This is a genomic window from Acinetobacter sp. C13, from assembly GCF_016809775.1.
In the GTDB taxonomy this organism is placed as follows: Bacteria; Pseudomonadota; Gammaproteobacteria; order Pseudomonadales; family Moraxellaceae; genus Acinetobacter; species Acinetobacter pittii.
On sequence record NZ_JAFBJL010000003.1, the window covers coordinates 137,767 to 151,297 of the forward strand.

The 13,531-nt window shown below is 40.4% G+C and carries 10 protein-coding genes and 1 riboswitch; of the genes, 8 read left to right on the forward strand and 2 right to left on the reverse strand.

The window, feature by feature from the left end; genetic code table 11:
• The first annotated feature begins 2 nt into the window (after positions 1 to 2).
• The 3 genes from ftsA to lpxC all read left to right on the forward strand — a co-directional run bounded on the left by ftsA (position 3) and on the right by lpxC (position 3,618).
• Positions 3 to 1,265: a cell division protein FtsA gene (gene ftsA / locus JGE69_RS10465; protein ID WP_002122057.1), complete on the forward strand. Its 1,263-nt coding sequence runs from the start codon at positions 3 to 5 to the stop codon at positions 1,263 to 1,265.
• Positions 1,266 to 1,429: 164 nt separating this feature from the next.
• A complete protein-coding gene (gene ftsZ, locus JGE69_RS10470; RefSeq protein ID WP_002121912.1) occupies positions 1,430 to 2,605 on the forward strand; it encodes a cell division protein FtsZ in 1,176 nt (391 codons plus the stop codon).
• 110 nt (positions 2,606 to 2,715) lie between these two features.
• Positions 2,716 to 3,618: a UDP-3-O-acyl-N-acetylglucosamine deacetylase gene (gene lpxC / locus JGE69_RS10475; protein WP_017399846.1), complete on the forward strand. Its 903-nt coding sequence runs from the start codon at positions 2,716 to 2,718 to the stop codon at positions 3,616 to 3,618.
• 97 nt (positions 3,619 to 3,715) lie between these two features.
• Here lpxC and JGE69_RS10480 read toward each other — a convergent pair whose 3' ends face one another.
• A complete protein-coding gene (locus JGE69_RS10480; RefSeq protein ID WP_005804431.1) occupies positions 3,716 to 4,162 on the reverse strand; it encodes a DciA family protein in 447 nt (148 codons plus the stop codon).
• 100 nt (positions 4,163 to 4,262) lie between these two features.
• On the opposite strand from JGE69_RS10480, the gene JGE69_RS10485 reads away from it, so the two are divergent.
• The 5 genes from JGE69_RS10485 to JGE69_RS10505 all read left to right on the forward strand — a co-directional run bounded on the left by JGE69_RS10485 (position 4,263) and on the right by JGE69_RS10505 (position 11,151).
• Positions 4,263 to 4,955 (forward strand): M23 family metallopeptidase, encoded by a 693-nt coding sequence (locus tag JGE69_RS10485; RefSeq protein WP_002121983.1) that lies wholly within the window; start codon positions 4,263 to 4,265, stop codon positions 4,953 to 4,955.
• Between the two features lie 249 nt (positions 4,956 to 5,204).
• Positions 5,205 to 7,922: a pyruvate dehydrogenase (acetyl-transferring), homodimeric type gene (gene aceE, locus JGE69_RS10490; RefSeq protein WP_014207931.1), complete on the forward strand. Its 2,718-nt coding sequence runs from the start codon at positions 5,205 to 5,207 to the stop codon at positions 7,920 to 7,922.
• 2 nt (positions 7,923 to 7,924) lie between these two features.
• Positions 7,925 to 9,913: a 2-oxo acid dehydrogenase subunit E2 gene (locus JGE69_RS10495; protein WP_068564551.1), complete on the forward strand. Its 1,989-nt coding sequence runs from the start codon at positions 7,925 to 7,927 to the stop codon at positions 9,911 to 9,913.
• A gap of 146 nt (positions 9,914 to 10,059) precedes the next feature.
• The gene (locus JGE69_RS10500; protein ID WP_068564549.1) at positions 10,060 to 10,338 is read left to right on the forward strand and encodes a hypothetical protein; all 279 of its coding nucleotides are present in this window, start codon (positions 10,060 to 10,062) and stop codon (positions 10,336 to 10,338) included.
• A gap of 36 nt (positions 10,339 to 10,374) precedes the next feature.
• A riboswitch (yybP-ykoY riboswitch) is annotated at positions 10,375 to 10,560 on the forward strand.
• 15 nt (positions 10,561 to 10,575) lie between these two features.
• Positions 10,576 to 11,151: a TMEM165/GDT1 family protein gene (locus JGE69_RS10505; RefSeq protein ID WP_068564710.1), complete on the forward strand. Its 576-nt coding sequence runs from the start codon at positions 10,576 to 10,578 to the stop codon at positions 11,149 to 11,151.
• A gap of 58 nt (positions 11,152 to 11,209) precedes the next feature.
• Here JGE69_RS10505 and JGE69_RS10510 read toward each other — a convergent pair whose 3' ends face one another.
• The gene (locus tag JGE69_RS10510) at positions 11,210 to 13,381 is read right to left on the reverse strand and encodes a TonB-dependent siderophore receptor (RefSeq protein ID WP_199113363.1); all 2,172 of its coding nucleotides are present in this window, start codon (positions 13,379 to 13,381) and stop codon (positions 11,210 to 11,212) included.
• Positions 13,382 to 13,531 lie beyond the last annotated feature (150 nt).

A 13,531-nucleotide genomic window follows, 5' to 3' on the forward strand; every position in this document is an offset into this window, starting at 1 on the left:
TGATGAGTGAAGCTGTTCCCTCAGTTGTTGCGATTGACATTGGGACGCATAAAGTTTCAGTTTTGATTGGAAAAATTCATGCGCCGGATAACATTCAAGTTATCGGTATGGCAACTGCTCGCAATCGAGGCATGAATAAAGGAAAAATTGTAAGCCTCGATAAAGTCATTGCTGCGATTAAAAATGCTGTTGCTGAAGCGGAAAATATGGCCGAATGTCGCATTCATAGCGCATGGGTATCTATTCCGAGTACCGAGTTGCAAAGTTTTTATGCCTCTGGTCGCACACCAGTATCTAATCCGGCACATGTGATTACAACAAATGAAGTCGTGCGCGCGTTAGAATTGGCAAAAGCAAGTCATGTGACTTCTGATTACTATTTAGCAAGTGCAGTGCCGTTAGGCTTTGAATTAGGTGATTCTGCTGAATGGGTGCAGAATCCAATTAATATGACTGCCCATAGTATGACTGGACATTATCAGTTAATGATGATGCCTATAGCGACTATGCAAAACCTTGATCGTGCCATGAAAGGTGCAAATATCGGGGTTGAAAAAATGGTGGTGTCTTGTCTGGCAACCGCTGAGGCAAGCTTACTGAAAGATGAAAAAGAGTATGGTGTTTGTCTAGTTGATATTGGTGCAGGCATTACCAATCTTGCTGTTTATCTAGATGGCCGTTTGGCTCTAGCGCGTACGTTGCAGCGTGGTGGTGAACACGTTACACGTGATATTGCTGCTGTATTGCAAACCACGACAGAAGAAGCTGAACGAATTAAAATTCTGCATGGTTGTGTCGATTTAAGTGCTGTTAAGCCAGATCACATGATTCAGGTAGAAGGAATTGATGGCCCTCAAACAATTAGCCGGATTGAGTTGTCAGAAATTATTATTGCCCGTTATGAAGAGATCTTTAGCCAGATTCGCGATGAACTCGAACAAAGCGGTGCAATTCATGGTTTATACCATGGTGTAGTATTGACAGGGGATGCTTGTCAAATAGAAGGTATGGTGAGTTTAGCTCGTCGTATGTTGGGTGTATCTGCACATTTGGGTAATCCGCCGTTACAGGTTTATGCTGATGATCAACATCAAGCAGCCTTACGTCGTTCTATGTATGCAACAGCAGCTGGTTTGCTCATGTTTAGCCAAAGTGAGTTGCAAGATGCTGTTGAAGAGCCTGAAGAGGCAAATGACCGTTCGGTATGGGAACGAATGGTAAATGGCTGGAATGCGTTTAATAGCAAATTAAAAGCCATTTTTTAGGATGTATGTATTTATTGGTAGAATTGTTAGGAAGTTGTAAGAGAAAACCGCTGTACTTGACAAGGTTGGTATTGCACAGCATTCTTAAAATTAGTTATTTTTGAAAATCAAGGCAGTATACGGGCTGAAGTGACTGCCATAATGTATTAGGAACCCTAAAGGTCATGGCCTCATTTGAATTTATAGAAGATGAACTAAACGATGGCAACGGTCAAGCCCGTTTCACTGTATTTGGTGTAGGTGGTGGTGGCGGTAATGCCGTTCAACATATGGTGCAGTCTGATATTCAAGGTGTTAAATTCGTTTGTGCCAATACAGACAAACAAGCACTGGACTGTATGAATGCACCTTTCAAAATTCAGTTAGGCGAGCAAAGTACACGTGGTCTAGGTGCTGGTGCTAACCCTGAAGTAGGGCAAGTTGCAGCAGAAGAAAGCCGTGAAATCATTCGTCACCACCTTGAAGGTACCGATATGGTTTTCGTTACCGCTGGTATGGGTGGTGGTACGGGTACTGGCGCAGCGCCTGTTGTGGCTGAAGTTGCCAAAGAAATGGGTATTTTGACTGTTGGTGTAGTTACAACACCATTTAACTTTGAAGGCCGTCGCCGTTTAAAGTCTGCTGAGCGTGGTATTGAAGCACTTGAAGCACATGTTGATTCATTGATTATTATCCCTAATCAACGCTTATTAAGCGTATATGGTGATATTTCAATGAAGGATGCTTATAAAAAAGCTGATGACGTGTTGTTAAACGCTGTACGTAGTATCTTTGACCTGGTGGTTAACCGTGGTCACATTAACCTTGACTTCGCCGATTTGAAAACTGCAATGAGTACTCGCGGTTACGCAATGATGGGTGCTGGTTTAGGTCGTGGTGAAGATCGTGCGCGTCAAGCTGCTGAACAAGCGATCCGTAGTCCATTACTTGATAACGTAAATATTATTAATGCCAAAGGCGTGTTAATTAATATTACGGGTGGTGATGACATTACGTTACGTGAGACTGAAATCATTACTGATGTTGTGAACCAGATTGTTGACCTTGATGAAGGTGAAATCTTCTACGGTACAGTATTTGATCCAGATGCACGTGATGAATTACGCGTAACAGTGATTGCAACTGGTTTAACTCGTAATGCAGCAGATGCTGAACCGAGAAAACGTAATACGGTAAGTCATGCATCGTCTCAATCAGCTCAATCTGTTGATGAAGATGACGTTCCTGCAATCAATAAGCGTCAAAACGCTGATAATGAAGTCAGTAGCACAGCAAGTTCTACTCCGCGTTCTTCTCCAATGAGTATTCAAGATTACTTGAAAAATCAGCAACGTAAGTAAATAATCGTTAGATTTAATGAAAGGCAGTGTTTAAACACTGCCTTTTTTTATTTTTGATCAATGACTAAATATGCTAACGTATAGCGGTTTTAAAAAAGAAGTTACAAAGCATGGTGAAACAACGTACTCTCAATCGTGTGGTAAAAGCGAGTGGAATAGGTCTTCATAGCGGTCAAAAAGTGATGATCAATTTCATTCCACATACCGTGGATGGAGGTATTGTATTTCGCCGTATCGATTTGGATCCACCTGTCGATATCCCTGCCAATGCTTTATTGATTCAAGAAGCTTTTATGTGTTCCAACTTGGTAACGGGAGATATAAAAGTAGGAACAATTGAGCATGTAATGAGTGCAATTGCAGGTTTAGGAATTGATAACCTGATTGTTGAGGTGTCAGCTTCTGAAGTTCCAATTATGGATGGAAGTGCTGGTCCATTTATTTACCTTTTAATGCAAGGTGGATTACGTGAACTGGATGCACCGAAAAAATTCATTAGAATATTAAAACCAGTTGAAGCACTTATCGATGATAAAAAAGCAATTTTCAGCCCTCACAATGGTTTTCAATTAAATTTCACGATTGATTTTGACCATCCGGCATTTGCTAAAGAATATCAATCTGCCACGATCGACTTTTCGACCGAAACTTTTGTTTATGAAGTCAGTGAAGCACGTACTTTTGGTTTCATGAAAGATCTGGACTACTTGAAAGCAAACAATTTAGCACTAGGCGCAAGCTTAGATAATGCAATTGGTGTAGATGATACAGGTGTGGTCAACGAAGAAGGTTTACGTTTCGCTGATGAATTCGTTAGACATAAAATTTTAGATGCAGTAGGTGATTTGTATTTGCTTGGTCATCAAATTATTGCCAAGTTCGATGGCTATAAATCAGGACATGCTTTAAATAATCAGTTGTTACGCAATGTTCAAAGTGATCCCAGTAATTATGAAATTGTAACATTTGATGACGAGAATCAATGTCCAATTCCATATGTGAGCGTGACATAAGTCATTGTCTTTACTTGGCTATGTTATAATGTAACATTAAAAAGTGTGATTATTATCACATAATAATAATGATTCTAATTAAGAAATATAAAGCTCATCATTTTTTATTGCTTGCCAAACGTAGTAAAGCTTGGCTAAGCTTAGGGTCGCTCACAAAGTCGGCTGCACTACGTAACATTTCTTGTGTTTCCGGGGGGATGGGTTTAGATGGCTCAGATGAAGGTGCGTTTGGAATATTTTTATTTCTTAATCGAACCTGAATTCTTTGTAGGTCTTTTAGCCCTTCGAGCTGAGATAATTTAGATACATATTGGTTCTGTAAATAACTGAGTTGACTAATCATCGCTTGATTTTCACCAGTAATGATTAAAGAGCCATTTTGATAACACACAACCTGCCATTGTTCCGGTTGGGGCAATAAGGGTTGGATAATTTTCGTAAGTCTTTGCCATTGCGCGACTTGCGTTGTTAGAAACGTAAGGTTTCCTGTTTTTATGTGTTTTCCGGTTTGTTGAAAAACGTTATCGGGTTTGGACATGGTCATTCTCGGATAGATTCTTGTCTTAATCTTAAGCGTTCATTTCAATTGATATCAAGGAAGAGATCATAAGGAACTTGAGTAAGAACAGTTTCAAGAGGTTTTTATGCACACGCGTCGTATTTTATTAGCGTTTTCACTTGCCGCTTCGGCAGCATCAGTTGCTTTTGCAGATTATCAAACAATTAACCAATCTACTGATTCAGATCGATTGGAACAGCTATCAAAAACATTATCTCAAGGTTCATATACTCATCCCGATGATTTAGATCTTCCGGCGAGTGCGAAAGTTTCAGTGACCTTACGCCAAAAAACAGTTGAACTCAACAATGAGTCGCTCGCAAAGAAGTACGGTAATACAACCGCAAAAAATTCTTTTAATGCCTCTTCTTCAAATTCTTACTCTTGGTTAGTTTCTCATCCTCTTCCTGATACTGTACGAGTTTCTTCAAACTTTGGTGGTCGTACCATGGGTGGCCGTGCAGAACATCATGGTGGTTTGGATATGGCTGCTCCGAGTGGCACGCCAATCTATGCTACAGGCCCAGGTATTGTAACCAAATCTGGCTGGGGCACTGGTTATGGTCAATATGTTGAAATTAACCATGGTAATGGCTATTTAACGCGTTATGCTCATGCTTCACGTTTAATGGTGCGTGTAGGCGACCAAGTATCTGCAGGCGAACATATTGCTAATGTAGGGTGTACAGGTCGCTGTACAGGTCCGCATTTGCATTATGAAGTTGTAAAAGATGGGCAACGTAAAAACCCAACTACTTACTTGGCGATGCTTCCATAAAAGCATAGTTAAAAAAGCAAGGTTATTAAATTTATGAATCTAAAACTAAGCTAAACCTTTTTTAACGCAAAGATTGTATAAAAAAACGCCATTATTGGCGTTTTTTTGTTATTTTGTTTACTGCTCGGTCAATGACTATTCATTCAGAAAATAATAGGGCCCCCTCACATTCACCCGAGGCAATAACTTGAAAGGGGTAAAACGTGGTAAAAATACAAAGTAGATTAGAGAACAAGGAACAGGTGAATTATGGCGTTTTACGGTGACTCCGACGCACAAGAAACCCAAGAATGGCAAGATGCATTCGATTCAGTTTTACAACACATGGGAACTGAACGAGCGGCATTCTTGTTGGAAAAACTTTACCAACAAGCAATTGCTAAGCATGTTCCAATTCAACGTCTCAATACACCTTACTTAAATACAATTTCTGTTGAAGAACAACCTGCAATGCCAGGCGACCAAGATATGGAACGCCGTATTCGTGCATTGATTCGTTGGAATGCCTTAGCAATGGTACTTCGTGCGAATAAAACAGGTGATGATTTAGGTGGACACTTGGCGAGTTTCGCATCAAGTGCAACATTATATGACGTAGGTTTTAACCATTTCTTCCGCGCAAACAGCAATAGCTTTGGCGGAGATATGATTTATTACCAAGGGCACTGTGCTCCTGGTATTTATGCACGTTCATTCCTTGAAGGACGTTTAACTGAAGAACAGTTAAGTAATTTCCGCCGTGAAGTTGGCGGTAACGGTTTACCAAGCTATCCGCATCCATATTTAATGCCTGACTATTGGCAATTCCCAACTGTATCAATGGGTCTTGGTCCAATCATGTCGATTTATCAAGCACATATTCAAAAATATTTGATGAACCGTGGCTTGATCAAAGAAGAAGATCGTAAAGTTTGGGCTTATCTTGGCGATGGTGAGATGGATGAGCCAGAAAGTACTGGTGCAATTTCACTTGCTGGTCGTGAAAAGCTTGATAATCTTATTTGGGTTGTTAACTGTAACTTACAGCGTCTAGATGGTCCTGTACGTGGTAACGGTAAAATCATTCAAGAGTTAGAATCTTTATTCCGTGGCGCAGGCTGGCGTGTAATTAAAGTGGTATGGGGCCGTCATTGGGACCCACTTCTTGCAAAAGACACCTCAGGCGCTTTGAAAGCGGTAATGGAAGAGACAGTTGATGGTGAATACCAACGCTATCAAGTGAAAGGTGGTGCATACACGCGTGAGAAGTTCTTTGGCAAGTACCCAGAAGCTGCGGAACTTGTAAAAGACCTAAGCGATGAAGACATTGATAATCTCAACCGTGGTGGTCATGACCCTTACAAAGTGTTTGCTGCATATGCAGAAGCAATGAAAGCTAAAGGTCAACCAACAGTTATTCTTGCGAAAACTGTTAAAGGTTACGGTTTGTCTGAAGAAATTGAAGCGGTGAACAAAACTCACCAAATCAAAAAAATGCAGATTGACTCTTTGAAATATGTACGTGACCGTTTCAATCTTCCATTTACAGACGATAAGTTAGAAGAGCTTCCATTCTACCGCCCAAGTGAAAACTCTCCAGAAATGAAGTATATGAAGGCGCGTCGTGAAGCGTTAGGTGGTTACCTACCTGCACGTCGTAAAGAGAGTGAAATCTTAGCGATTCCTGAATTATCTGTATTTGATGCTGTATTAAATGGTTCAGGTGGTAAAGAACAATCTACCACTATGGTGATGGTTCGTTTAATTGCTTCTTTACTCAAAGAAAAGGCAATTAAAGACCGCGTAGTACCAATTGTTCCAGATGAAGCACGTACTTTTGGTCTGGAAGGTATGTTCCGTCAGCTCGGTATCTATGCTGCTCACGGTCAAAAATATACCCCAGAAGACCAAGAACAATTAATGCATTACCGTGAAGCAAGTGACGGTCACATGCTACAAGAAGGGATTAACGAAGCTGGTGCGATGAGTGCATGGGCTGCGTTGGCAACAAGTTATTCAACGAATAACTTGCCAATGATTCCAATGTATATGTACTACTCAATGTTTGGTTTCCAACGTATTGGTGACATTGCGTGGGCTGCGGGCGATGCACAAGCTCAAGGTTTCTTGTTGGGTGCAACTGCTGGTCGTACAACGTTGAACGGTGAAGGTCTACAGCACCAAGATGGTCATTCACATATCTTGGCGAACACTATTCCAAACTGTGTATCTTATGATCCATGTTTTGGTTATGAGTTAGCTGTAATCGTGCATGACGGTTTAAAACGTATGTATGTGAACCAAGAGCGTGTGTTCTATTACTTAACAGTGATGAACGAAAACTACGAGCATCCTGCAATGCCTGAAGGCGCTGAGGAAGGCATTAAACGTGGTATGTACTTGTTCGAAAAAGATGAAAAAGCAACTGTCCAATTACTTGGTTCAGGTGTAATTCTTCGTGAAGTGATCAAAGCTGCGAAAATCTTACGTGATGAATACCAAATCCATTCAAACGTTTGGAGTGTAACAAGCTTCAATGAGTTGTCGCGTGATGGTATGGCATGTGAAGAATACAACCGTTTACACCCACTTTCTGAAGAAGTGAAAGAATCTTGGGTATCTAAACAGTTACGTGGTACAGAAGGTATCGTTGTTTCAGCAACAGACCATATGCGTGCTTATAGCGAACAAATCCGTGCGTATCTTCCAGATGGTCGCCCATTTGTTGCATTAGGTACAGATGGATACGGTCGTTCAGATACACGTGCTAACTTACGTAGTTTCTTTGGTGTTGATGCTGCACATATCGTTGTTGCTACTTTGAAAAAATTAGCTGACGAAGGTGAAGTGGACGCACGTTTAGTTAAAGACGCGATTTCTAACTTTGAGTTAGATACTGACCGTCCAGTGGCATGGGCTCCTCAAGCGCATCCAGAAGTTCAGGCAGTTGCTGAATATAATGAAACGCAAACAGGTGAGGGGAACTAAGCATGCAAATTAAGACCCCTGATATTGGTGTAGACAAAGCAGTTGTTGCTGAAATTTTAGTAAAAGTTGGCGACAGCATTGCAGAAAATGACAGCCTTGTTTTGCTTGAGTCAGATAAAGCCTCTGTTGAAGTGCCTAGCACTTCAGCAGGTGTTGTAAAAAGCATCTTAATCAAAGAAGGTGATAGCGTAACTGAAGGTACGGTATTGCTTGAACTTGAAGCTGAGGGTGCTGCACCAGTAGCTCAAGCAGAAGAAGCTCCAAAAGCTGCACCAGCAGCTGAACAAACAGCAGCACCGGCAGCGGCTCAACAGCCCTCAACTGCTGCTCAACCAGCAACGGCAACAACTAGCCAAGTGGTTGAAGTTCAAGTTCCCGATATTGGTGTTGAAAAAGCACTAGTTGGTGAGATTTTAGTAAAAGTTGGCGAACAAATCGATGTTGAACAAAGCATCGTTGTGGTTGAGTCTGACAAAGCAACTGTAGAAGTACCAAGCAGTGTTGCAGGTACTGTAGAAAGCATTCAAGTTAAAGAAGGCGATACAGTTAAAGAAGGTGTTGTTCTTATTCAAGTAAAAACAACATCTGCATCAAGTGCGCCAGCTGAGGCACCTGCTTCTACAACAGCAGCTCCGGCAGCAGCAGCTACACCAGCTCAACAAGAAACTGTAGCATCGACTGCTACTCAATCTGGACCGGTTGATATTAACGTTCCTGATTTGGGTGTAGATAAAGCAGTTGTTGCTGAAATCTTGGTTCAGGTTGGCGACAAAGTTGATGTAGACCAAAGCCTTGTTGTGGTTGAGTCAGATAAAGCGACTGTGGAAGTTCCAAGTACTGTTGCTGGTGTTGTGAAAGCAATTCACTTGCAAGCAGGCCAACAAGTTTCACAAGGTGTATTGCTGGCAACAATTGAAGCTGAAGGCCAAGCACCTGCTGCTGCACCAGCACCAAAAGCAGAATCAGCTCCAGCTCCACAGGCAGCAGCGCCTAAAGCGGCAACTCCTGCTCCGACTCAAGCAGTATCTGCTCCAGCCTCTTCTGGTAATGATAAATTAACTAAAGAACAAGAAGCCGAAAACGCTAAAGTTTATGCAGGCCCTGCTGTGCGTAAGCTTGCTCGTGAGCTTGGTGTAGTTTTATCTCAAGTTAAGACTTCTGGTGAGCATGGCCGTGTTGTTAAAGAAGATATCTTTGCGTATGTGAAGACTCGTTTAACTGCACCGCAAGCGGCACCAGTTGCTGCGGCTGCACCAGCGGTTTCGGGTTTGCCAAAGCTTCCTGACTTCACTGCGTTTGGTGGCGTAGAAGAAAAAGTATTGACGCGTTTGCAGCAAGTATCAATTCCGCAATTGTCGTTGAACAACTTTATTCCGCAAGTCACCCAGTTTGATTTGGCTGACATTACTGAATTAGAAGATTGGCGTAATGAGCTAAAAGGCAACTTCAAAAAAGAAGGTATCAGCCTGACGATTATGGCATTCATTATCAAAGCGGTTGCGTATTTGTTGAAAGAAGAGCGTGAATTCGCAGGTCATCTATCTGATGATGGTAAATCAGTGCTCTTGCGCAATGAAATCCATATGGGAATTGCGGTAGCAACACCTGATGGTTTAACTGTGCCAGTACTTCGTAATCCAGACCAAAAATCAATTAAGCAAATTGCAGTTGAATTGGGTGTGTTAGGTCAAAAAGCGCGTGATAAGAAATTAACACCGAAAGATTTGCAAGGTGCGAATTTCACCATTTCAAGTTTGGGCGCAATTGGTGGTACAGCATTTACACCACTAGTGAACTGGCCGCAAGTTGCAATTTTGGGTATTTCACCTGCAACGATGCAGCCTGTTTGGAATGGTAAGGACTTTGATCCACGCTTGATGTTGCCATTGTCATTATCTTATGACCACCGTGTAATTAATGGTGCAGATGCGGCTCGCTTTACTAATAAGCTTACGAAACTTCTTAAAGATATTCGTACTTTATTAATCTAATATTTTTAAATGAATCATTAAAACCTCGCTTCGGCGGGGTTTTATTTTGATATTTAATTTAATTGGTTTTAAGTTAATCTAAAGACGAAAAAAGAAGTGTCGAGAGAGGAGAAATTTCTCGTTAGTCGGTAAAGGAGAAAGAATAAATGGTAGGATTTTTAAAAATCATGGTGCCGATTCTATTAATTGTATTTTTATTAATGGGGTTGTGGGTGAGTATTTTACACTTTCCTTGGGAATGGATGACCTACGTTGCAATGGGCTTGGAAGTATTTGTAGCAATGCTTATTTTGCCATTTGAATTTCAGTCTCAGCACGTAACTGGCATTAATAATTTTGGATTTATTAACTTAAGTATTTGTTTAGCTTTATTATTGGGTCTAGGACGATTGTTAGTTTGGGCGTGGATAAAATTTTTCGCCTGAATGTTTGAAAAATAGAAGTACTCGAATATAATAAACGCATACTTCATTGGGGAGTAGCCGCTATTCATTTCTAAATGAATAGGTGATGATCAACATAATTGTTCAACAGAACATGGTCATCATAGCTTAAACGTCTCATCGTTTCCGAGTTGGCAAGACCTTTGATTTACCACTCTGCAGATATTTGGCTAGCAGGAGGGGTAGGTCATGGGCATTTATGCTAGCCAGAGAAACGACATGCAAGAATTTCTGATTTCTACTTCAATTGTTGCCCTCGCTGAAATGGGCGATAAAACCCAATTATTGGCCCTTTTACTGTCTGCACGTTTCCGTAAGCCAATCCCTATTCTTATTGCGATTCTTTTAGCTACTCTAATTAATCATGGTATTTCTGCTGTACTTGGACAGTGGATTACGACCGTCCTGAGCCCCGAAATTTTAGTCTGGGTTCTTGCAGCTGGTTTCATTGGTATGGCGTTCTGGATGCTTATTCCAGATAAGCTCGATGATGAAACGGATAATATTAATAGATGGCAAAAGTTTGGTGTTTTTGGCGCAACCTTTATTTTATTTTTCTTGGCTGAAATTGGCGATAAAACCCAAATAGCAACAGTCGCTTTAGCTGCACGTTACGACAGCATCTTTTGGGTGATGTTAGGTACAACCTTAGGAATGATGATTGCTAATGCACCTGCTGTATTTATTGGTAATAAATTGGCTGAACGTTTATCTATCTCGCTCATTCATAAAATTGGTGCTGCTATTTTCTTAATTGTAGGTATCTCTACTTTAGTACAGTATTACTTCTTCTAACACATTTAAAGCTGCCAAAAAAACGCACTCAATTCGAGTGCGTTTTTTATAGGTAATTTTAATAATTAAATTTCACAGTAAAGTTAATTTGACGTGGATTACCTAAAGTCACCAAATTTTCATTTAAGGCACCTGCATAGTAATCTTTATCAAATAAATTACGGATCGCAAGTTGAGCACCCCAATGTCCTGCATCATAGCCAGCTTCTGTATCAAATACGGTATAGCCTGGAATATGGACATCTAACTTATCCATAGTTTTATAGGTTTCACCTCGGAATCCACCGCCGACATACCAACCAAGTTTTGAGGCAGGGTCAAATTTATAACGAGCCGATAGGCTGTAAGCATGCTCAGGAATATTGTCGAGTGCTTTTCCTACATTGCTTGTGTTTGCATCTTTACTAATTTCAGCATCAATTGTGTAGGTATAGGCAGCTGTTAATTTTAAACCTTCTAAAATTTCTGCGCTGAGTTCAGTTTCAATACCACGTGTTAACTGTTCGCCACGTTGTACTTTCTCACTCGTATTGATTGAATCATTGACTACAACATTTTGACGTTTTAAATCATACCAAGCGATAGCGCCTTGAATTCTTTGATCAGGACTTTGTAATTTCATCCCCACTTCAACCTGTTTCCCCTCTTCAGGTTTGAACGGATTGTTATTTACATCTGTACCACTGTTAGGAGTAAATGAAGTGGCATAGCTGACATAAGGAGCAACAATGTCATTAAGGGTATACATGACAGAGGCGCTGCCTGTAAATGCATTGTCTGTTTGTTTACTTGTACTGCCAGTCACCAAACTTGTGGTTTGAGTTTGCGCCCAGTCTTGACGACCAGATAAGCTTAAAAGTAATTGGTCATTAAGCTGAATACGGTCACGTAAATAAAGCCCTAAATATTTTAGGCGGTTGATATCACGAACATGTTGTTTCAATTCGAGGTTTTGATCATAGATAGGGTTATAAATATTTAAACCACCATCACTATTTTTATCGTAACCATATTTATCATTAGTATAGTCACTTTTTTCTTGGAAGGCATCGAACCCAATATTGATGTCATGTTGCATGCCATATAGATCAAACTGTTTATTTAAACGGTTATCGATGGCGAAACTTAAATTATCAATAATTTGGTGGCGGCTATTATTTTTACGGTTAATGGTTGTGTAATCGATTTTACCTTGTTTGTTTTTTGCCCAAAAATTATTGCCCGTTTGAGCAAAGACAGCAGTACCATCCATTTCAGTTTTTTGTACAGCAAAATTCTGGTTCAAGTTCCAACCATTATTAAAAGCGTGTTTAAAGGTATAACCAGTGCGGTAAACATCTGCTTCATATTTACCAAAATTAGGATCGCCAATATATAAACTTCGGTCTATAGCACCGTTAGGGTTATCTTTTAAGGTGCCAATGACAGGTAAACCTTGTTGACGAATGTATTCGCGATGCTGATAGCTTGCGATGACAGAGAGATCAGTATTATCCCCCAAGTCAAAGTTATAAGAGGGGGAGATGTAGTAATTTTTAAAATATACATAATCGGTTGGGTCATCTTGATCTGAGATACGACCATTTAAACGGAAAGCACCTTTTTCACTATTATTAGGACTATAGTTTAAATCGAACGTACCTTCTTTAAGGTTGTAGCTGCCATATGTCATAGTGGCCCGCGCAAAGCTTTCAGCTTGAGGGCGTTTAGTCACTAAGTTGACCATACCTCCTGGAGCAACCAAACCAAAATTAATAGATGCAGGCCCTTTTAAAACTTGGACCTGATCCATGCCTGATAACTCAGTAGCAACATACGTATTTTGGCCTACTCTTAAACCATCTACATAAACTGAATCAGAAGAAGTTTGTCCTCGAATAATGAAATCATCCCAACCACGACGACCAAGTTTCCCAGCTCCAACACCCGCAACACCTTCAAGTGCCTCTGTAAGTGTCTTTGCTTGTTTTTGGTCAAGTTGCTCACGGGTCACCACCGAAACCGACTGAGCAGTTGTAAATAAGGGTGCATCTGATTTTAAGGCAGAGTTTGCTTTCGTTGCGACGTAAGGTGAAGTGCTTTCTTTTTGCGCTTGAACAGAAATCGTGGGGAGAACATTGGTCGAATTTTGTTGTTCTGTTATTTCTTCAGCGTGACTTGCTGTCATCGAAGTAAAAATAGCAACTGCTAACAATGTTTTTGATGTTGAAAAACGGAAGGGTTGATTCATGGGAGGCCTAAGCAGCACAAAAAGTAAATTTGATAATGAGAATTATTTTAATTTATTGTGGGTTAATTTTAAATAACATTATGATTCATTTATAAAATAAGAAAAGCAAAATCAATTTTAAAATATTATTAGAAAAATAAAGTAGTTTAT